The sequence below is a fragment of the Bradyrhizobium icense genome (genome assembly GCF_001693385.1).
In the GTDB taxonomy this organism is placed as follows: Bacteria; Pseudomonadota; Alphaproteobacteria; order Rhizobiales; family Xanthobacteraceae; genus Bradyrhizobium; species Bradyrhizobium icense.
This window is the reverse complement of the sequence record NZ_CP016428.1, coordinates 6431070-6450976: the sequence shown is the minus strand read 5'-3', so window position 1 is coordinate 6450976 and position 19907 is coordinate 6431070. Positions and strand designations below refer to the sequence as shown.

Annotated in this window: 18 protein-coding genes; 12 read left to right on the top strand and 6 right to left on the bottom strand. The window is 63.3% G+C overall.

The window, feature by feature from the left end; genetic code table 11:
* Positions 1–128: 128 nt before the first annotated feature.
* Both LMTR13_RS30000 and LMTR13_RS29995 read left to right on the top strand, forming a co-directional pair.
* The gene (locus LMTR13_RS30000) at positions 129–2477 is read left to right on the top strand and encodes a bifunctional salicylyl-CoA 5-hydroxylase/oxidoreductase (RefSeq protein WP_065730919.1); all 2349 of its coding nucleotides are present in this window, start codon (positions 129–131) and stop codon (positions 2475–2477) included.
* A gap of 77 nt (positions 2478–2554) precedes the next feature.
* On the top strand, positions 2555–3808 hold the full coding sequence (locus LMTR13_RS29995) for a flavin-dependent oxidoreductase (protein WP_065730918.1): 1254 nt from the start codon (positions 2555–2557) through the stop codon (positions 3806–3808).
* A gap of 1 nt (position 3809) precedes the next feature.
* Here LMTR13_RS29995 and LMTR13_RS29990 read toward each other — a convergent pair whose 3' ends face one another.
* A complete protein-coding gene (locus tag LMTR13_RS29990) occupies positions 3810–4265 on the bottom strand; it encodes a cupin domain-containing protein (RefSeq protein ID WP_065730917.1) in 456 nt (151 codons plus the stop codon).
* A 19-nt stretch (positions 4266–4284) separates the two neighbouring features.
* On the bottom strand, positions 4285–5457 hold the full coding sequence (locus tag LMTR13_RS29985) for an ABC transporter substrate-binding protein (protein WP_065733083.1): 1173 nt from the start codon (positions 5455–5457) through the stop codon (positions 4285–4287).
* Between the two features lie 213 nt (positions 5458–5670).
* Between LMTR13_RS29985 and LMTR13_RS29980 the strand changes: the two genes are divergently transcribed.
* Both LMTR13_RS29980 and LMTR13_RS29975 read left to right on the top strand, forming a co-directional pair.
* Positions 5671–6183 carry a MarR family winged helix-turn-helix transcriptional regulator gene (locus LMTR13_RS29980; RefSeq protein ID WP_065730916.1) on the top strand — a complete coding sequence of 171 codons (513 nt, stop codon included), beginning with the start codon at positions 5671–5673 and terminating at the stop codon, positions 6181–6183.
* An 8-nt stretch (positions 6184–6191) separates the two neighbouring features.
* Complete coding sequence (locus tag LMTR13_RS29975; protein WP_197521198.1) at positions 6192–7004, top strand: alpha/beta hydrolase; 813 nt, start codon at positions 6192–6194, stop codon at positions 7002–7004.
* On the opposite strand, the gene LMTR13_RS29970 is transcribed toward LMTR13_RS29975, so the two are convergent.
* Complete coding sequence (locus LMTR13_RS29970; protein ID WP_065730915.1) at positions 7001–8017, bottom strand: AraC family transcriptional regulator; 1017 nt, start codon at positions 8015–8017, stop codon at positions 7001–7003. The genes LMTR13_RS29975 and LMTR13_RS29970 overlap by 4 nt on opposite strands.
* Before the next feature lie 314 nt (positions 8018–8331).
* Here LMTR13_RS29970 and LMTR13_RS29965 point away from each other — a divergent pair, with 314 nt between their 5' ends.
* The 4 genes from LMTR13_RS29965 to LMTR13_RS29950 all read left to right on the top strand — a co-directional run bounded on the left by LMTR13_RS29965 (position 8332) and on the right by LMTR13_RS29950 (position 12681).
* A complete protein-coding gene (locus LMTR13_RS29965) occupies positions 8332–8781 on the top strand; it encodes a cupin domain-containing protein (RefSeq protein ID WP_065730914.1) in 450 nt (149 codons plus the stop codon).
* A 32-nt stretch (positions 8782–8813) separates the two neighbouring features.
* Positions 8814–10307 (top strand): flavin-containing monooxygenase, encoded by a 1494-nt coding sequence (locus LMTR13_RS29960; RefSeq protein ID WP_065730913.1) that lies wholly within the window; start codon positions 8814–8816, stop codon positions 10305–10307.
* Positions 10308–10499: 192 nt separating this feature from the next.
* Positions 10500–12197 (top strand): benzoate-CoA ligase family protein, encoded by a 1698-nt coding sequence (locus tag LMTR13_RS29955; RefSeq protein ID WP_065730912.1) that lies wholly within the window; start codon positions 10500–10502, stop codon positions 12195–12197.
* 25 nt (positions 12198–12222) lie between these two features.
* The gene (locus tag LMTR13_RS29950) at positions 12223–12681 is read left to right on the top strand and encodes a RidA family protein (protein ID WP_065730911.1); all 459 of its coding nucleotides are present in this window, start codon (positions 12223–12225) and stop codon (positions 12679–12681) included.
* Positions 12682–12703: 22 nt separating this feature from the next.
* Here LMTR13_RS29950 and kynA read toward each other — a convergent pair whose 3' ends face one another.
* Complete coding sequence (kynA, locus tag LMTR13_RS29945) at positions 12704–13543, bottom strand: tryptophan 2,3-dioxygenase (protein ID WP_065730910.1); 840 nt, start codon at positions 13541–13543, stop codon at positions 12704–12706.
* The gene (kynU, locus tag LMTR13_RS29940) at positions 13540–14733 is read right to left on the bottom strand and encodes a kynureninase (RefSeq protein WP_065730909.1); all 1194 of its coding nucleotides are present in this window, start codon (positions 14731–14733) and stop codon (positions 13540–13542) included. The genes kynA and kynU overlap by 4 nt, the downstream gene beginning before the upstream one ends.
* Before the next feature lie 125 nt (positions 14734–14858).
* On the opposite strand from kynU, the gene LMTR13_RS29935 reads away from it, so the two are divergent.
* On the top strand, positions 14859–15731 hold the full coding sequence (locus tag LMTR13_RS29935; RefSeq protein ID WP_418219816.1) for an alpha/beta hydrolase: 873 nt from the start codon (positions 14859–14861) through the stop codon (positions 15729–15731).
* 69 nt (positions 15732–15800) lie between these two features.
* Here the strand turns inward: LMTR13_RS29935 and LMTR13_RS29930 are convergent, their stop codons facing one another.
* Positions 15801–17321, bottom strand: coding sequence for a mannitol dehydrogenase family protein (locus LMTR13_RS29930; RefSeq protein ID WP_083219280.1), 1521 nt, complete (start codon positions 17319–17321; stop codon positions 15801–15803).
* Positions 17322–17442: 121 nt separating this feature from the next.
* Between LMTR13_RS29930 and LMTR13_RS29925 the strand changes: the two genes are divergently transcribed.
* From LMTR13_RS29925 to LMTR13_RS29915, 3 genes are all read left to right on the top strand, one after another.
* Positions 17443–18180 (top strand): FadR/GntR family transcriptional regulator, encoded by a 738-nt coding sequence (locus LMTR13_RS29925; protein WP_065730908.1) that lies wholly within the window; start codon positions 17443–17445, stop codon positions 18178–18180.
* 81 nt (positions 18181–18261) lie between these two features.
* Positions 18262–19239: a sialic acid TRAP transporter substrate-binding protein SiaP gene (locus LMTR13_RS29920; protein ID WP_065730907.1), complete on the top strand. Its 978-nt coding sequence runs from the start codon at positions 18262–18264 to the stop codon at positions 19237–19239.
* An 85-nt stretch (positions 19240–19324) separates the two neighbouring features.
* Positions 19325–19903 carry a TRAP transporter small permease gene (locus tag LMTR13_RS29915; protein ID WP_065730906.1) on the top strand — a complete coding sequence of 193 codons (579 nt, stop codon included), beginning with the start codon at positions 19325–19327 and terminating at the stop codon, positions 19901–19903.
* Positions 19904–19907: the final 4 nt, after the last annotated feature.

Below are 19907 nucleotides of genomic sequence, written 5' to 3'. Positions count from 1 at the left end.
CCCGGATGTCGCTGCGCTCATCCGGGCTACGGGCTCCACCTGGGCTACGAAGGGACCACTTGCCCCGAAATTATTTTAGGCTTAAAGTAATTTCCGACTAACCCGACAGCCCGTTTCGGAGGCGGTAGATGAAGATCGCGATAATCGGCGGCGGACCGGCCGGTCTCTATGCCGCGATCCTCTTGAAGAAACAGCGGCCGCAGGCTGAGATCACGGTCTATGAGCGCAACCGAGCCGACGACACGTTCGGCTTCGGCGTCGTCTTCTCCGACGCCACGCTGGACAATTTCGAGAAGTACGATCCGCCGAGCTATCGCCGCATCACCCAGGAATTCGCCTATTGGGACGACATCGCCGTGCATTTCCGCGGCACCGTCCACCGCGTCGGCGGCAACGGCTTTTGCGGCTGCTCGCGCCGCACGCTGCTGTTGATCCTGCAGGAGCGCGCCCGCGAACTCGGCGTGACGTTGCTGTTCGAAACCGACATCGATGACGAAGCCCGCTTCGCCGATGCCGATCTCATCGTGCTCGCCGACGGCATCAACAGCCGCTTCCGCGACAAGTACATCGGGCATTTCCAGCCGCAGATCGACCTGCGCTCCAACAAGTTCGCCTGGATGGGTTCGACCCGGCCGCTCGACGCCTTCACCTTCATCTTCCAGGAGACCGAGTGGGGCCCGTTCATCGCGCACGCCTATCAGTATGAAGCCGGGCGCTCGACCTGGATTTTCGAGACCGATGCCGAGACCTTCCAGCGTGCGGGCCTCGAAGGCCTGAACGAACAGCAATCCGCCGATCGCATGGCCGAAATCTTCGACTGGTTCCTCGACGGCCATCCGCTGCTGATCAACCGCTCGATGTGGCGCAATTTCCCGATGATCCGCAGCCAGCGCTGGATCAAGGATAACATGGTGCTGCTCGGCGACGCCAAGGCGACCGCGCATTTCTCGATCGGCTCGGGCACCAAGCTTGCGATGGAAGACGCGATTGCGCTCGCCGACGCCATGGCGCAGGCGCCGACCGTCGACGCCGCGTTGCAGACCTACGAGCAGGGACGGCGCGAGGAGGTCGAGAAGACCCAGCATGCCGCCGACGTGTCGCTGGTCTGGTTCGAGCACGTCGACCGCTTCTGGGATTTCGATCCCGTGCAGTTCGCCTTCGGCGTCATGACCCGCGCCAAGGCCATCACCTACGATAACCTCACGCTGCGCGCGCCGGAATTCGTCCGCGAGGTCGACAAGGCGTTTGCCAAGCAGGTCCGCGCCAAAGGGTTCGATGTCGACCTCGACAAGCCAGCGGCGCCGATGTTCCAGCCGCTCAGGCTGCGCGAGATGGAAGTGAGGAACCGCGCGGTGGTGTCGCCGATGTGCATGTACTCGGCGAAGGAGGGCGTGCCCGGCGATTTCCATCTGGTGCATTATGGCTCGCGCGCGATCGGCGGCGCGGGACTTATTTTCACGGAGATGACCTGCGTCGGCCGCGACGCCCGCATCACGCCCGGCTGCACCGGTCTGTGGAACGACGAGCAGCAGGCCGCCTGGACGCGCATCGTCGATTTCGTCCACGCCAATTCGGCCGCCAAGATTTGCGTGCAGCTCGGTCACGCCGGCCGCAAGGGCGCGACCAAATTGATGTGGGAAGGCATGGACCGGCCGCTGGAGGCGGGCGGCTGGGATACGATTTCCGCGTCGCCGTTGCCCTACTTCCCCGACAGCCAGGTGCCGCGCGAAATGGATCGCGCCGCGATGGACCGCGTCAAGGCCGAGTTCGTGGCGGCCACCTTGCGCGGCGTGGCCTGCGGCTTCGACATGCTGGAGATGCACTGCGCCCACGGCTATCTGCTGGCGAGTTTCATCTCGCCGTTGACCAACCAGCGCACCGACGAGTATGGCGGCACGCTCGCCAACCGGCTGCGCTATCCGCTCGAAGTGTTCGAGGCGATGCGCGCGGCGTGGCCGGCGCGCAAGCCGATGTCGGTGCGCATCTCCGCGACCGACTGGGCAGCCGGCGGCATCACCGGCGATGACGCGGTCGCAGTCGCGCGCGCGTTCGGCGAAGCCGGCGTCGATCTGGTCGACGTTTCCACGGGCCAGACCGTGCGCGACGCACAGCCTATTTACGGCCGCATGTTCCAGACGCCGTTCTCCGATCAGGTCCGCAACGAAGCCCGGGTGGCGACCATGTGCGTCGGGAACATCACGACCGCGGATCAGGTCAACACGATTTTGGCCGCCGGCCGCGCCGATCTCGTCGCGCTCGCCCGGCCGCATCTGGTCGATCCGTCCTTCACGATGCGGGCGGCGGCCTGGTATGGCGCGGACATTGCCTGTCCGCCGCAATATCTGCCCGGCAAGGAACAAATTTTCCGCAACAGCGTGCGTGACCGGCAGGATTTCGAGGACCTCAAGGTTAAGGCTAAACCGAAAACCCGGGCCGAGCTGAAAGCCGAGGCGACAAAGCCGCTTGCGGCCGAATAGGCCGGATGGCAGGCTCTATCGCCCCCTCGCCCCGCGCCAGCGGGGGAGAGGTCGAAGAATAGAGTGGAGTTACGCGCATGAAAGCGATCATCGTCGGAGGCGGCATCGGAGGCCTTACCACCGCGCTGATGCTGCGCGCCCGCGGCATCGATTGCGAATTGTTCGAGCAGTCCGATGCGATCCGCGAGCTTGGCGTCGGCATCAACACGCTGCCGCATGCGATCAGGGAATTGACTGGCCTCGGCCTGTTGGACCGGCTCGATGCTGCCGCTGTTCGCACCGATCAATTATACTATCTGAGCCGCCACGGCCAGGAAGTCTGGCGTGAGCCGCGCGGCCTCGATGCCGGACATGACGTGCCGCAATTTTCGGTCCATCGCGGCCGCCTGCAAAGCGTCATCCATCGTGCCGTCGAGGAACGGCTCGGGGCCGAGGCGATCCACACCGGTTGCCGTCTCGGCGCCTTCGCGCAGCACGAGGGCGGCGTGGTCGCGCACTTCTTCGACCGCACCGGCGCCCATGTCAAAACCGCGCGCGGCGATATTTTGGTCGGCGCCGACGGCATTCATTCGCGCGTGCGCGAGATGTTGTTTCCCGACGAGGGGCCGCCGTGCTGGAACGGCCTAATGCTGTGGCGCGGCGCGCGCGACTGGCCAGCATTCCTGACCGGCCGCTCGATGATCGTGGCCGGCGGGCTGAATGCCAAGGTCGTGGTGTATCCGATTGCGGAAGGCTCGAGTCCATCAAGCCGGCTGACCAACTGGGCGGTGCTGGTGAAGATCGGCGACGGCAATTCGCCGCCGCCGCGCCGCGAGGACTGGTCGCGGCCGGGTAAGCGCGAGGAGCTGATGCCGCATGTCGAGCGGTTCAAGGTGCCGTATGTCGACGTGCGCAGCCTGATTTCGGCGACTCCGGAATTCTACGAATATCCGTGCTGCGACCGCGATCCGCTGCCGTACTGGACCTGGGGACGCGTCACGCTGCTCGGCGACGCCGCGCATCCGATGTATCCAGTCGGATCGAATGGAGCCTCGCAGGCAATCCTTGACGCGCGGGCGCTCGCTGATGAACTGGCGCGCGCTGAGCATCCGCGCCAGGCGCTGGTCGCCTATGAGAAGAAGCGCCTGCCGATGACGGCGGAGATCGTGCGCGCGAACCGCCGCGGCGGTCCCGAGGGCGTGATCGACGCCGTCGAGCAACTGGCGCCGGACGGCTTTACCGACATCGAAAAAGTGCTGAGCCACGCCCAGCGCGAGGCCATCGTGCGCGGCTATGCGTCCAAGGCCGGCTTCGCCCCGCCGCAGGTTGGGCTCGCGGCGGTGCGGGCGTAACTCAAGCCCCCGGAGGCGGCGGCAGGAAGTGGATGTTGTGCTCGGCCGCCAGCGCCACCACCGCGTCCGGCTTCTGCTCTTTCATGTTGTGGATCGCCCAGAACAGGTCGTAGAGCCGCCGCGTCGGCGACACCCAGAATAGCGTCTTCGCGGTGCGGCCCGACTTGTTGAAGATACCGTGCGGCTTGCCCATCGGCAGCCGCACCAGATCGCCGGGGGAGGCCTGCATCTCGGCGCTGTCGAGCAAGAAGTCGAGCTGGCCTTCCAGGATGTAGAGATACTCGTCCTGATCGGGATGGATGTGCGGCGGCACGAAGGTCTCGGGCGGCAACGTCGCATGCCAGGAGAAGGAATGCTCGGTGACGTTCTTCGGCACGTAGGTCTGGCCGAGGATGCTCCAGGAGATTCCCTGGATGCCCTCGTTGGCGCGGGTGATGCCGGCGATTTCAGTCTTCATGGTATCGCTCCCTCTCCTGTTATTTGGCCACGCAGTCCTTGGCGTAGCGGTCGCCGTAGTTCGAAAACACCTTCTCGACGATCTCGGTCTGGAACTTGCCGTCGGGCCGTTTCGCCACCTTGGTCAGATAGAAATTCTGGATCGGATAGCCGTTGACGTTGAACTTGAAGTCGCCGCGCAGCGAAGTGAACTCGGCCTTCTTCAGCGCGGCCGACACGGCCTCCTTGTTCTTCAGATCGCCCTTCACCGCCTTCACCGCGCTGTCGATCAGCATGGCCGTATCATAGCCTTGCATGGCATAGGTGCCGGGCACGCTGTTATAGGCGGCCTCGTAGGCGGCGACGAATTTCCTGTTTTGGGGATTGTCCATGTTGGGCGCCCAGTTGGCGCCGCCGAACATGCCGACGGCGGCATCCTGCTGCGCCGGCAGAGTCGATTCGTCGACCGTGAACGCCGACAGCACCGGAATCTTCTCGGCAAGGCCGGCCTGCCGGTACTGCTTGACGAGGCCGACGCCCATGCCGCCGGGCATGAAGGTGAACAGCGCATCCGGCTTGGAGTTGGCGATCTTGGTCAGTTCGACCTGGAAGTCCAGCGTGCCGAGCGGGGTATAGCTCTCCTCGACGATCTCGCCCTTGTAGTCGAGCTTGAAACCGGCCGCCGAATCCTTGCCCGCCTGATAGTTCGGCACCAGCACGTAGAGGCGCTTGTAGCCACGATCCTGCGCGACCTTGCCGAGAACTTCGAAAACCTGGTCGTTCTGGTAGGAGGTCACATAGAAGAACGGGCTGCACTCCTTGCCGGCATAGCTCGAAGGCCCTGCATTCGGGCTGATCAGGAATGTCTTGTTCCCGGTGACCGGCCGGTGAATGGCTTGCAGGATGTTGGAGAAGATCGGTCCGACCACGAAGTCGACCTTCTCGCGCTCGAGCAGGCCCTTGGCCTTGGTCACGGCGCCATCCGGCTTGAGTTCGTCGTCGACGACGACGACCTCGACGTCCTTGCCGGCCATCTTGCCGCCAAGCTCCTTGACCGCGAGCTGGAAGCCATCGCGGGATTGCTGGCCGAGTACGGCCGCCGGACCGGACAAGGTCGTGATGACGCCGATCTTGATCTTCTCCTGCGCCATGGCCGGCCCCGCGGCAATACCCAGCACGACGACAAGTCCAGTCAGCTTCAGCGACTGCTTCATGATTGTTCTCCGTTCGGCCGCTGTGCGGCCGGCGTCCACGCCACACCAATTGCTCGACTATGCAGCTTATTCTGACGATGACTGCACCTGCAAGCACAACAGATCCATGCAAGCCATGCGCCAATTGCTTGAAACTTAAAGAAATCTGGACAATGATCCCGAGCTGCGGTCTGTTCGGATCTACGAACGCCGAAGCCGGACAAGATTTACATCATGACTCTCGATTCAGAGACCAAGGCCGTCGAGCTCCCGGAGCATCATGGCGACGAACTCAGGCTGTGGCTTCGCCTCCTGACCTGCACGACCCTGATCGAGGGCGAGGTGCGCAGCCGCTTGCGCGAGCGCTTCGACGTCACGCTGCCGCGGTTCGACTTGATGGCTCAGCTCGACAAGGTGCCGGAGGGCATGACGCTGTCCGATGTTTCCAAGCGGATGATGGTTTCGAACGGCAACGTCACTGGCCTGGTCGAGCGCCTGGTCGAATCCGGGCATCTCGATCGCCGCACCTCGGAGGTCGACCGCCGCGTGCAGGTGATCCGCCTGACCAAGGCGGGCCGCACCGAATTCCGCAAGATGGCGGCGGAGCACGAATTATGGATCGCCGATATTTTTGGAGACCTGACGCCGAAGGACGTCCGCGAGCTGATGCGCCTCTTGGCCAAGACCAAGGCTTCGGCACAGAAATCCGCGAAGGCGCGGGGCGGCACGGGAAGGGTGATCCGTTGAGGGCGGATGTGGACTACGAGGCCGAATACAATAATCGCGCGCGGGTGCCGGAACACCCGGCGATCATGGCCGGCTGGTCGCGCGATGCGGCGGCCTATCGCGAGGCGCATCGCGAGCGTCTCAAGGCGATTGCTTACGGTCCGGGCGAACGCAACCGGATCGATCTGTTTGCCGGCGATGGCACGGGTCCGATCGTCGTCTTCATTCATGGCGGCTACTGGCAGGCGCTCGATGGTTCGTCGTTCAGCCACTTGGCTGCGGGATTGAATGCCCATGGCGTTGATGTCGCCCTGCCGAGCTACGATCTGTGTCCCGCGGTTTCCGTCGGCGAAATCATCGGCGAAATGCGGACGGCGGCGCGGGAACTGGCAAAGCTCGGACGGCCGCTCGTGGTCAGCGGACATTCGGCGGGCGGCCATCTCGCGGCCTGCATGCTGGCGACCGACTGGCGCGCATTCGATGCCTCGCTGCCGGAGAATCTTGTAACCGCCGCCTACGCTATTTCAGGCCTGTTTGACCTTCGTCCGCTGGTCGAGACATCCATCAACACGGCCTTGAAGCTCGACGATGCCTCTGCGAAGGGGGTGAGCCCCTTGTTCTGGAAATTGCCGATGCGCGGCGCGCTGGACGCGGTGGTCGGCGGCAATGAAAGCGCCGAGTATCTCCGGCAAAGCCGCACCATTGTCGACGCCTGGGGCGCCGCCGGCATCGCGACGCGATTTGCGACGATTCCCGACGCCAACCATTTTACCGTCATCGCGCCGCTGGCCGATCCCAATTCGCCGATGACGCTGCGGTTGAAGCAGCTCGCCGGGCGCTAGTTCATCCCGCGCCGGGTCGCAGACGGCGTCTCGCCGAACTTGGCGCGATAGGCGCTTGCCATTCGGCTGAGGTGGGTAAACCCAAGCTCGAAGGCGATATCGGTGATGCTTTCATCGGGGGAGGCGGCGGCCAGTCTGATATTGAGATGCGCGAGCCGAATGTCGCGCAGCATCTCGGAGATCGACGTACCGAAATGCCGTCGGAAGCCGAGCTGCAGCGCGCGGATACCCGTGCCTGCAGCCGCGGCAAGCTGCACGAGATCGAGCGGCTCGTCCGCATGTGCGTACAGGAACTCGCGCGCCCGCCGCAACGATTGCGGCAGCGCTTCGGCCCGGCCGCCAAATCGCTCGATGGCTTCGCTGGCGCTGTGATGCTGGCCGTGGAGCAAAGCACCCAACAACGTCTCGCGCATGTTGGCCGCGGCCATTGGCGAAAGCGGCCTTCGCGGTCCGAGGTGCTCGGCGAAATCGACGAACTCCAAAATCTGCGACTGAAGCGCCCGGCCGGCTGCGGAGGAGAGATCGACCGCGGGCTCGAACTCGACCGCGCCTGTCGGCCGTCCTGACAGCGCCGCTGCCCGTTGTTCCAGCAGACGACGGTCGACCAGCAGAATGATCTGGGCGCAATTGCCCTGCCAGGTCATTCGCGTCGGGATCGTCGGCGACAACAGCGAGGCGCTGGCGCCGGGAGCGGTTGCGATGTCGCGCGAGGCGGTTTGGATCCGCGCTGAACCGTGCACGGGAATTTGCAACAGGAAGAAACGTTCGAGGCAGCCGGGGTCGATTGATACCGATCCGCCGTAGGCGACGTAGTTCACGGACAATCCGCCAAAGACCGCGCTGTTGTGCAGCGCGAAAAATTCGGTTGAAGTGCGGGCGGGCTTTAGCTCATGCGGGCAGAATATGCGTCCAATCGCGTCGGCGGCGTCATCGACGCTGTCGGTCGCAACGCGGCTGAACGCCGCTAGCCTGGCGGCGGGATCATGCCGGACAATGCTGGTGCCCGTCGCCACGGCCCGGTCCTCCGCATTATTTGAAGCCTATAATATCTTCCGGCGCGCGGATTGGGAAGGCGATTTGGTAGCCGCTTGTGCCTGATCGGAAGGCAGGAGCAACGGCCAAAAGTCGCGGTTACCGTTATTCCGGGGCGTGCGTAGCGCGAGCCCGGAATGACTGCGCCCGATCATTCCGCGCCGCAGCAATGTGAAATCTTTCGCGAACCCAGCGGGATTCGTTTTCCGGCTAGACGGCGGCTTCGGCTCGATCCAGCCTGCGCGAACTATTTGCGGACATCGCAACCGCATCAACTGCGACAGAGGAGGGCGATATGGCAGCACTCGAAAAGGGCATCACCAGGAACGGCACCGGTTATGGCGGCAAGACCTGGAATATTCTCGGTCAGGTCTACTTCCCCAAGGCTGTGACCGATTCAACCTTTGCCTTCGAGACCAACAGCGAGCCCGGACAATTCGTGCCGGTGCACGTTCACCCGACGCAGGATGAATTTATCCTCGTGCAGGAAGGCGTTCTCGATCTCAAGCTCGACGGCGTCTGGGTGCAGGCCAAGGCGGGCGACCTGGTTCGGATGCCGCGCGGCATCCCGCATGGCTACTTCAACAAATCAGACAAGCCGGCCCGCGCGCTGTTCTGGGTGTCGCCGATGCAGAAGCTCGAAGCGCTGTTCGACCAGCTTCACAATCTGACCGACCCCGAAGAGGTGGTCCGGATCTCGGCGCAGCATGAAGTGAACTTTTTGCCGCCCGAGGCCAACGAATAACTTCCTGAACTCATCTCGCTGGAGACGTCGTCATGGTCAGCCGAAAGAAAGTCTGCGTCATTGGCGCAGGCGTATCCGGACTTGCCGCCGCAAAGGCCTTTGCAGCGCGCGGGCATCAGATCACGATCATCGAGCGCAGCGGCGACCTTGGCGGGGTATGGGAGCCGGCGCGGTCCTATCCCGAAGTGCAAACGCAGAGCCCGAAGGATCTCTATCGTTACACCGACAAGGCGATGCCGGATTCGTACCCGGAATGGCCGAAGGGTCCGCAGGTCCACGCCTATCTCACCGAGTACGCAAAGGATAACAATCTGCTCGGCGCGATCCGCTTCAGGACGGCTGTGGTGCAGATGGATCGCCGTCCGGATTCTGCGCCCGGCTGGCGGATCGATCTCCGCGGGCCGGATGGCACCGCCGGTCAGGAAGACTTCGACTTTGTTGCGGTATGCACCGGGCAGTTCAACGAACCGCAGACGCTCAGCCTGCCCGGCGAAGACGCCTTCAGGGCGCAGGGAGGAAGCATCCTGCACTCCTCGCAGTACAACGACCCGGTGATCGCCAAGGGTCGCAGGATCGTCGTGCTCGGCGGTTCGAAGTCGGCGACCGACATTGCGGTCAATGCGGTCAATTCCGGGGCGGCGGAAGTGACGCTGGTGTACCGCGAGCCGGTGTGGCGGATTCCCTATTTCATCGGCGGCTTGGTCAATTTCAAACGCATTCTCTACATCCGCGCGCAGGAGGAGATGTTCCGGAGCTGGGGTATCGGCGCGATGTCGCGGTTTGCGCATGGGGTGGCAAAGCCGCTCATCTGGGCCAACTGGCGCGGGCTGGAGAGCCTGCTGAAAGTACAGCTCAAGCTCGGCAAATGCGACATGGTGCCGAACGGGAGAATCGAGGACGGCGCCAATTGTTCGCTGCCAATCGCCACGCCCGGATTCTTTCCGATGGTCGCCGACAAGCGCATCAAGGCCATCCGCGGCAGCTTCGACCATTACGACGGCAATTCGATCGTGATGACCGGTGGACAGCGCATGCAGGCTGACGTGGCCGTGCTGGCGATCGGCTACAAGCTGGGCGTGCCGTTCCTGCCGCAGGCCTACCGCGACAAGCTGGTCGATGCCGACGGGCAGTATCGGCTCTATCGGCTGATCGCCAACCCGGATCTGCCGGATATGGGATTCGTCGGCTTCAACTCGAGCTTCTGCACGGTATTGTGCGCAGACCTCGCCGCGAACTGGCTGGTGCGTTATGCAGATGGCCAGCTCGCCCGTCAGCCGACGCCCAAGGAGATGCGGGACAACATCGAGATGATGCTGCATTTCAAGCGCGTCGAGCGGCCGGCAGCCGGCGTCTATGGCGGGCTGTGCGTCGCGCCCTATCATTTCAAGCATTTCGACGAATTGCTGGCCGACATCGGCGTATCCGGACGCCGGCGCAATCCGCTGGTGGAGAAATTCACCCCTCCCGATGCCGCCGCCTACGGCCGCTTCCTCGCCGCGGCGCCGAATTACCGGGCAGTCGCCTAAGGCAGGGACGAGTTCCCGCAGCACCAAGGGAGCCGGGCGACTGCTGTCCGGCTCCTCCCTATATGGTGGGAAGCGTGATTCCACCCTTGCGAAAAAATGTTTTAAGCATAAAATGATTTGCGAGACGGCGTTGCCGGGCGTCCTCGATGTTAATCTCGAGCCTTTCATTGTTGAAAGCGAGGAGAGACGGAAATGTCAGGTCAAACTCCCAGCCGGACAGTTGGTCGGTCTTTTGGCCCGTCCGGCCACGTTGACGATTTTGCGCGGCGAAATCTTCCGCCGGTCGAGCAATGGCCGGATTTGCTGCTCGACCGTCCCGAGTTTCAGTATCCGGAATATCTAAATGCCGCCGTCGAACTGACCGACCGGATCGTCGAAAAAGGCTGGGGCGATCGGATCGCGCTGATCGGCAATGGCCGCCAGCGCACCTACAAGGAATTGGCCGACTGGTCCAACCGCCTCGCGCACGCGCTGGTGGAGAATTACGGCGTCAAGCCCGGCAACCGCGTCCTGATCCGCTCCGGCAATAACCCGGCGCTGGTCGCGGCGTGGCTGGCGGCCACGAAGGCAGGCGCCGTCGTGGTCAACACCATGCCGATGCTGCGCGCGGGCGAACTCGGCAAGATCGTCGACAAGGCGGAGATCGCGCTGGCGTTGACCGACAGCCGCATCGCCGATGAACTGGTCGCGTGCGCGAAGACCAGCCGCTTCCTCAAGCAGGTAGTGAATTTCGACGGCACGTCGAACCACGATGCCGAGCTCGACAGGGTGGCGTTAAACAAGCCGGTCCGATTCGACGCGGTGAGGACGGGACGCGACGACGTCGCCTTGCTGGGATTTACCTCGGGCACGACAGGTGAGCCCAAGGCGACGATGCACTTCCATCGCGACCTCATGATCATTGCGGACGGCTACGCGAAGGAAGTCCTCAACATCACCGAAGATGATGTTTTTGTCGGTTCGCCGCCGCTGGCCTTTACGTTCGGGCTCGGCGGACTCGCGATCTTCCCGCTGCGCTTCGGCGCGACCGCCACGCTATTGGAAAACGCATCGCCGCCCGAGATGGTCAAGATCATCGAGACCTACAAGGCGACGATCTGCTTTACCTCGCCGACCGCGTATCGCGCGATGATGGCGGCGATGGACAACGGCGCCGATCTGTCATCGTTGCGGATCGCGGTCTCCGCCGGCGAAACCCTGCCGGCGCCGGTGTTCGAGAGCTGGACCCGCAAGACCGGCAGGACCATTCTCGACGGCATCGGCTCCACGGAATTGCTGCACATCTTCATCACCAACCGCGTCGGCGATGCGGAGGCGGGCACGACGGGACATCCGGTGACAGGCTACGAGGCAAGGATCGTCGACGACGACATGAATGAGTTGCCAGCAGGCACCATCGGCAAGCTCGCGGTGCGCGGGCCGACCGGGTGCCGCTATCTCGCCGACGCGAGGCAGTCGAACTACGTGCGCGACGGCTGGAACCTGACCGGCGATACCTTTGTCCGCGACGCGACCGGCCGACTGTCCTTTGTCGCCCGCTCGGACGACATGATCGTCTCCTCCGGCTACAACATCGCAGGCCCCGAGGTCGAAGCGGCGCTGCTGTCGCATCCGGCCGTCGCCGAATGCGGCGTGGTCGGTGCGCCAGATGAGGCGCGCGGCATGATCGTCAAGGCCTACGTGGTTCTGGCAGGCGGCGCTGCTGCCGACGCTGCGCTGACGCAGGCCTTGCAGGATCACGTCAAGCAGACGATTGCGCCCTATAAATATCCGCGCGCGATCGAATATGTAGCGCAACTGCCGAAGACCGAAACCGGCAAGCTGAGGCGCTTTGCGCTGAGGCAGATGGCTGCGGGCACAAGCGCGCCGCCGAGCGTTGCCGCGGAATAATTTCTAACCTGATGGAGAAAAGCCGGTGACCGCCCCCAAAGGTCCCACGCTGAGCGTGGTGCCTCATCCCACGACCGACACCTCACCGCCGGGCCCGCAAGTGCTGCAGCCGAGCGGCTGGCCGATGCCGAAAGGATACGCCAATGGCATGGCGGCCGATGGCCGGCTTGTGGTAACCGGCGGCGTGATCGGCTGGGACACTCAGGGGCATCTGGTGCCGGACTTCGTCGCGCAGGTCCGCCAGACGCTCTCCAACATTTCCGAGATTCTCGCCGAGGGCGGCGCCAGACCTGAGCATCTGGTGCGCCTGACCTGGTATGTCGTCGACATCGAGGAATATCTCGCGAGCCTGAAGGAGCTTGGCCGCGTCTATCGCGAGATCTTCGGCGCGCATTATCCGGCTATGGCGCTGGTGCAAGTTGTGCGTCTGGTCGAGAAGGAAGCCCGCGTCGAAATCGAAGCGACGGCGGTGGTGCCGCGCTGAAGCCCGCTTGTCGTGCGTTATCCTAAAGCTCTGTTCTCAGCCTCCAGAGTTCCGGAAAAAGCTCGACCTCGAGCATCTTGCGCAAGTAGGAAACGCCCGACGTGCCACCGGTTCCGCGCTTCAGGCCGATGATGCGCTCGACTGTCGTGACGTGATTGAAGCGCCAGCGGCGGAAATAGTCTTCGAAATCGACCAGCTTCTCCGCAAGCTCGTAGAGCATCCAGTGTTTCGCCGGCGACGCATAGATGGTTTTCCAAGCCTCCAGAACCTCGTCGTTTGGCGATCGCTTGACGCGCCAGTCGGTTCGGCGTGCATCTTCGCCGATATCAAAACCATTGCGCGCTAGCAGCCGCAACGCCTCGTCATAGAGGCCCGGCTCAGCGAGAATTTCCTCGAGCTTTGCCATGATGTCGGCGCGGTGGGCGTGCGGGCCAAGCAGTGCCAAATTGCGATTGCCGGCCAGGAACTCGATCGCGCGGTACTGGTAGGACTGGAAACCTGAGGACTGCCCGAGCTGATCGCGAAACTCGGTGTATTCGCTGGGCGTCATCGTTCGCAACACGTCCCAGGCAGTGTTGAGCTGCTCGAAGATCCGGGCGACGCGCGACAGCATCTTGAAGGCAGGATGCAACTGGTCGTGGCGGATCGCCTTGATGGCGGAATGGATTTCGTGGATGGCGAGCTTCATCCAGAGTTCGGAGGTTTGGTGCTGGATGATGAACAGCAGTTCGTCATGCGCGTCCGAGAGCGGCTCTTGCGCGTCCAGCACGCGTTCCAGATGCAGATAATCGCTGTAGGACATGCGCCCTTCGAACGACATCTGGGTGCCCTCACGCGAGGAGTCGTCGGGTTTGCCAGTCATGTCACGAGCGCCTTTTTGCGGTAGTCCGCAGTATCCCAGCGGCGATTGTTCAAGACGTCGGCGATGACATCGACTGCCGCGAGGACCTCGGCTTCTCCGATGTAGAGCGGCGTAAAGCCGAAGCGCATCATGTCCGGCGCGCGGAAGTCGCCGATCACGTTGCGCGCGATCAGCGCCTGCATGATCGCGTAGCCATCGGGGTGACGAAACGAAACCTGGCTGCCGCGCCGCTTTCCGTCCCGTGGCGAAGCCAGCGTCAGTTCGGGACAACGTCGTTCGACTTCGCGGATGAACAGATCGGCGAGCGCGATCGATGCGTGGCGCACGTCGGTCATGCTGATGTCGTCCCAGATGTCGAGAGCGGCGTCGAGCGCGGCCATCGCAATGATCGGCGGCGTACCGACCCGCATTCGCTCAATGCCCGGCCCGGCCCGATAGTCGAGGTCAAAGGCAAACGGCGCGTGATGACCCATCCATCCGGAAAGCGCCGGCCGCGCCGTATCGGCGTACTTCGGCGCCACATAGATGAAGGCCGGCGCGCCCGGGCCGGCATTGAGATATTTGTAGGTGCAGCCGACTGCGAAATCGGCTTCGGCGCCTGCCAGGTCGACCGGGATCGCGCCTGCGGAATGCGCCAGATCCCAGACCGTCAACGCGCCGGCGGCATGCGCCTTGCGCGTCAGCGCGCTCATGTCATGCAGCCGGCCGGTGCGATAGTCGACCTCGGTCAGCATCAGCACCGCGATCGTCTCGCTGATTGCCGCTTCGACGTCTTCGGGGGCCACGACCTTCAATTCGTAGCCGCGGTCGAGCGATCCAAGCAGGCCGCTGGCGATGTAGAGATCGGACGGAAAGTTGCCGGTGTCCGACAAGATCATGCGCCGCGACGGATTGAGCTCGAGCGCCGAGGCCAGCGCCTGGTAGACCTTGATGGACAGCGTATCGCCCACCACCACCGTCCCTGCGGCAGCGCCGATCAACCGGCCGATGCGGTCACCGATACGGCGCGGCTGCGTCATCCACCCGGCGACGTTCCAGCCCTTGATGAGGTGCTTGCCCCATTCCTCCGATATCATGCGGCCGACGCGATCGGCGGCTGCAACGGGCAAGGGACCGAGCGAATTGCCGTCCAGATAGACCACGCCGTCCGGGATGGCGAAGCGGGATTTCGTTCGCGTGAAATCGGTCATGTTCTTCCCTGGTCCGCGCCCCGGCGGAATTATTCGCGCGGACTGCGATTATTTCAAGCTTAAAATTTATAGGCGAGAAGCGCGCTTCCCGATATAGACTTGTTGCCAGCGGATATCGATTGGACATCCGTCCGGCCCACAAGATCGAATGGAAACCGAACCGCGTGATTTTTCATCAGATTTCCGACTGGAACGACGCCTATGCGAATGGCCCCAACATTCCGGGCGGCGAACGCTGGCCGGCGGCGTGGGTGCAGCCCGCGCAGGCCTATCGCGATGCACTTCAGGCCAGCGGCCGCGCTACGCTCGACGTCCGCTATGGCGAGCGGGCACGAAACCGCTTCGATTTCTTTAGCCCGGAGGGCCGGCCAAAGGGTCTGGTCGTCTTCGTCCATGGCGGATTCTGGAAGGCGCTCGACAAGAGCTTTTGGTCTCATCTCGCGCGCGGATCGGTTGAAGGCGGCTATGCGGTGGCGATGCCCTCCTACACGCTGTGCCCGGCCGTGCGCATCTCCGAGATCACGCGCGAAATTGGCGCGGCCATCGAGCGCGCAGCCGCGATGGTCGAAGGCCCGCTCTTTCTAACCGGGCATTCCGCCGGCGGGCATCTGGTCACGCGCATGATCTCGGCGACATCGCCGCTCCCGGACGATATCAGGGCGCGCATCAGCCACACGGTCTCCATTTCCGGCGTTCATGACCTTCGTCCGCTGATGAAGGCCGCGATGAATGCGGACCTCCGGATCGACGCGGCGGAGGCGCTCGTGGAAAGCCCCGCTTTGCTGGAGCCGATGCAGGATGCGCGCGTGACGTGCTGGGTGGGCAGCGCGGAGCGCCCGGAATTCGTCCGTCAGAACGCGCTCGTCGCCAATATCTGGACCGGGCTCGGCGCGAAAACCCGCACGATCGAAGAACCCGGCCGGCATCATTTTGACGTCATCGACGGGCTCGCCGATCCCCATCACCAACTCACCAGGACCTTGTTGTCTCCTTCGTAGCCTGCTGAATTCCCGAAATGAACGGCGGTCGCGGTGTGGCGTTGCGAACAGGTGGTTCTGACCTTCCGATCATGCTGCCTGAAAGGTCTGCACCGCCTGACGCGCACCCAGCGCGTAGAGTTTTGCGAGCGCCTCGGTGACGGCGCTGCGCATGCGAGGATCGGTTCCGAGCGTGCCGAAGATGGAGCTGACCTCCAGCAGCGCGGGAGCAAGCCGCTCTGCGACCGGGCCGGCGCGCCCGGCGATATCAGCCAATTCTCCCGCAAGGGGATCGCGCACGTCGATGGCGCGGCCTCGCTCGTCGGTGCCGGTGACGTAACGCATCCAGCCGGCCACCGCGAGCGCGTGGGTATCGATCGGCAGCGCCAGCCGCAGCCGGTCCTGCATGGTGGCGAGCAGCCGTTGCGGCAATTTTTGCGATCCGTCCATCGCGATCTGCCAGGTGCGATGGTGCAGGGCGGGATTGGAGAAGCGCTGCAGCAGCGATGCGCTATAGGCCGCCAGATCGGTGCCCGCAGGCATCGCCAGCGTCGGCGCCGCGTCCTGCATCACCTGTCGGGCAAACGCCACAAAGCGTTGGTCGGCCATGGTGGCGGCGATGGTCTCAAAGCCCGCGAGATATCCGAGATAGGCGAGCGCCGAGTGGCTGGCGTTGAGCAGCCGCAGCTTCATATGTTCGAACGGCGTTACATCCGAAACCAGTTGCACGCCCGCAGCCGCAAAGTCCGGCCGTCCGGCCGGAAAGCGATCTTCAACGATCCATTGCGTGAACGGTTCTGTGATGATGGGCCATGCGTCGATCATGCCGAGCGCTGAAGAAATCTCCGCCCGGTCGAGGTCCGTGGTCTCCGGCACGATCCGGTCCACCATGGTCGAAGGGAAGGTCACCTCGGCTTCAATCCATTTGGCGAGATTGCGCGATCGCAGAGCGGCAAACTGCGTCACGATGTGCCCGACCGTTTGGCCGTTGGCGGAGAGATTGTCGCAGGAGAGAACGGTAAAGGGGGGTGCGCTTGCGATCCGCCTGCGCGCGAGCGCGGCCACCAGGAATCCAATGGCCGAGCGCGGCGTGCCCGGATTCTGCAGGTCATGAACGATGTCGGGATGATGCTCGTCCAGATCGCCGGTCTGCGGCGTATGGCAATAGCCCTTCTCGGTGACGGTCAGCGAGACGATACGCGTGGCCGGGTTGGCCAGGCGCGCAATCAACTGGCCGGGCTTTTCGCTGGCGACGTCGGTGGCGAGAACCGAGCCGATGATGCGGTGATCGGTGCCCGCGCCGGAGCGGACGGCCAGCGTGTAAAGGCCGTCCTGCGGGACGAGGGCATCGCGCGTCGCCGGGCTGCGCAAGCTGGCCCCGACAATTCCCCAATCCATCGCGCCGCCTGCCAGGAGGTCGTCGATCACCACCGCCTGATGGGCCCGGTGGAACGCGCCAATTCCGAGATGAACGATGCCCGGCGAGATGAGCGAGCGGTCATACCTGGGGCCGCGGATTTGGCCCGGAAGCCGGTGAAGGTTTGCATTCGAGAGGCGGAAATCGGCGCCTTTCGGACCGGAATCCTGGTTTTTTGGCATGTCGCTTGACATGAGAGGCTCAATCCATCAGTCTTTGGTCAATTGGTAAGGCCAATTATCCAGATTTATTGGCCTTACTCCGACCAAAGCAAGAAAAATCGATTCACTTAGGGATCGTCAGGGAGAGCCGAGCGTGCCGCTCGAAGCCGTGGAAGCACGACGCCTTTACCGCCAGGTTGCCGATCAGCTCCGGGCGTTGATCGACAGCGGCGAATACGCTGTCGGCAGCCGGCTTCCGACCGAGCGCGATCTTGCCGAACAATTGAAGGTGTCACGACCGACGGTGCGCGAGGCTCTGATTGCTCTGGAAGTCGAGGGCAGGGTTCGGATTCGCGTGGGATCCGGAATATATGTCAGCGAGCCGCCGGCGCTTGCGCCACCCCTGCCGGCGTTGGCCGAGATCGAAGGTCCGTTCGAACTCTTGCGCGCGCGCGAATTCCTCGAAGGTGCCATCGCCGAACAGGCCGCGCGGGTGGCGATAGCCGAAGACATCGCACGCATCGACGCTTCGCTGGAAGCGATGGCCACCGTGCAGCATCCAGGCGAAGCCTCGATGATCCATGACCGCGCGTTTCATATCGCGGTGGCCGGATGTCTCGACAACGCCGTGCTGGTCCGCGTGGTCGGCGAGCTGTTCGACCAGCGGCTCAATCCCTACTTCGCCAAGCTCGCGCATTATTTCGAGAATCCGGAATCCTGGAATGCAGCGCTGGCCGAGCATCGCGCGATCCGCGATGCCATTGCCGCGCATGATCCGGACGCCGCCCGCATGACGATGCGCGAGCACCTGGCGCGTTCGCAGGCCCGCTTTGCGCAAAATTTCGGAGCGGAAGCTTCGTCCACCTCGCGCATCCGCGCAAGCAGCGGCTGAACAACGAGAATTCGAACGGTTCGGCGAAACGTCGGGCCGGTTGGGTAACAAAAGCAAATTGTAACGACGGAGGAAATTCACGTGTTGAAGAAATTGACGATTGCATTCGCGGCGTCTGCTGCTGCGCTGTTGGCCGCGACCACCTCGGGCGTGGCGCAGACCAAGCTGAAATGGGCTCACGTCTACGAAACCTCGGAGCCGTTCCACACCGCTTCCGTCTGGGCCGCGGGCGAGATCAACAAGCGCACCAACGGCCGCTACCAGATCGACGTCTATCCGGCCTCGCAGCTCGGCAAGGAAACCGACATCAACCAGGGACTTTCGCTCGGCTCGGTCGACATCATCATCTCGGGCTCGAGCTTTGCGGCCAAGAGCTTTCCGCCGATCGGCGTGACCTATTATCCCTACACCTTCCGCGATGCCGATCATCTCCTGGCTTACACCAAGAGCGACGTCTTCAAGGAGCTTGCCAAGGGCTACGAAGACAAGAGCGGCCACCACATCGTGGCGGTGACCTATTACGGCGTGCGCCACACCTCTTCGAACAAGCCGATCAAGGCTTGCGCCGACATGAAGGGCCTCAAGATGCGCGTGCCTGACGTGCCGGCGTATCTTGCGATGCCGCGCGCCTGCGGCGCCAACACCGCGCCGATCGCCTTTGCCGAAGTCTACCTCGCCCTGCAGAACGGCACGGTCGAAGCGCAGGAAAATCCGCTCACCACGATCGAAGCCAAGAAGTTCTACGAGGTGCAGAAGCACATCGTGCTGACCGGCCACATCGTCGATCACCTCAACACCGTCGTCGCCGGCGCGCTCTGGAAGAAACTCTCGGAAGAAGACCGCAAGATCTTCACCGACGTCGCCCAGGAAGCGGCGGCAAAGGCTACGGCCGAGATCAAGACCAACGAGGCCAAGCTGGTCGACTTCTTCAAGCAGAAGGGGCTGACGGTCACCGAGGTCAACAAGGCCGAGTTCCGCGACACCGTGATCAAGACCACGAAGTTCGAGACCTTCGACTACCGCAAGTCCGACTGGGATCGCATCCAGGCGGTGAAGTAAACGGCCAGGCCTTCGTCCGTGCTTGCCGCGACTTTCGGCGGCAGGCACGGAGGAGGCCTCGAATACGCCAGTTCGGGGAGGGCGCATGTCGACGGTTGAAGTGCACAAGCAGATCACGGCGGACGAGATTGCTCATACCTTTGAGGACGAGGTCCCCAAGGGCGCCGATCTCGGCCAATACGCCGCCGAGGACTGGCTCGCGCTCGCGATCTTCTGGATCATGGCGCTCTCCGTCTTCCTGCAGTTCTTCACCCGCTATGTGCTCAACGACAGCTACGCCTGGACCGAGGAGATCGCGACCTACTGCCTGATCGCCGTGGTCTTCATCGGCTCGGCGATGTGCGTGCGGCTGTCGCGGCACATCCAGGTCGATCTCGTGTTCCGCTATCTGCCGCATGCCCCGGCGCGCGTACTTTCCACCGTCATCGACCTGATCCGGATCGCGTTCTTCGGCTATGCGATCAAGCTGGTCTGGCAATTCATCCAGATCATCGGCGACGAGCGGATGACCACGATCAAGTTTCAAAAAGGCTTCGTCTACTACGCCGTGCTGCTCGGCTTCGTGCTGATGTTCGCGCGCTCGATCCAGATCGCGGTCGAGAACTGGCGGCGGGGTTACTCTATCCTGGAGCGCCCCGGCGCATTCGACGGAACGGAAAGGTAGGGCG

Excerpts from the sequence above, each read along its gene's own strand:
- LMTR13_RS30000 (WP_065730919.1), top strand. The coding sequence starts at position 129 with ATGAAGATCGCGATAATCGGCGGCGGACCGGCCGGTCTCTATGCCGCG.
- LMTR13_RS29995 (WP_065730918.1), top strand. The coding sequence starts at position 2,555 with ATGAAAGCGATCATCGTCGGAGGCGGCATCGGAGGCCTTACCACCGCG.
- LMTR13_RS29990 (WP_065730917.1), bottom strand. The coding sequence starts at position 4,265 with ATGAAGACTGAAATCGCCGGCATCACCCGCGCCAACGAGGGCATCCAG.
- LMTR13_RS29985 (WP_065733083.1), bottom strand. The coding sequence starts at position 5,457 with ATGAAGCAGTCGCTGAAGCTGACTGGACTTGTCGTCGTGCTGGGTATT.
- LMTR13_RS29980 (WP_065730916.1), top strand. The coding sequence starts at position 5,671 with ATGACTCTCGATTCAGAGACCAAGGCCGTCGAGCTCCCGGAGCATCAT.
- LMTR13_RS29965 (WP_065730914.1), top strand. The coding sequence starts at position 8,332 with ATGGCAGCACTCGAAAAGGGCATCACCAGGAACGGCACCGGTTATGGC.
- LMTR13_RS29960 (WP_065730913.1), top strand. The coding sequence starts at position 8,814 with ATGGTCAGCCGAAAGAAAGTCTGCGTCATTGGCGCAGGCGTATCCGGA.
- LMTR13_RS29955 (WP_065730912.1), top strand. The coding sequence starts at position 10,500 with ATGTCAGGTCAAACTCCCAGCCGGACAGTTGGTCGGTCTTTTGGCCCG.
- kynA (WP_065730910.1), bottom strand. The coding sequence starts at position 13,543 with ATGACTGGCAAACCCGACGACTCCTCGCGTGAGGGCACCCAGATGTCG.
- kynU (WP_065730909.1), bottom strand. The coding sequence starts at position 14,733 with ATGACCGATTTCACGCGAACGAAATCCCGCTTCGCCATCCCGGACGGC.
- LMTR13_RS29930 (WP_083219280.1), bottom strand. The coding sequence starts at position 17,321 with ATGTCAAGCGACATGCCAAAAAACCAGGATTCCGGTCCGAAAGGCGCC.
- LMTR13_RS29915 (WP_065730906.1), top strand. The coding sequence starts at position 19,325 with ATGTCGACGGTTGAAGTGCACAAGCAGATCACGGCGGACGAGATTGCT.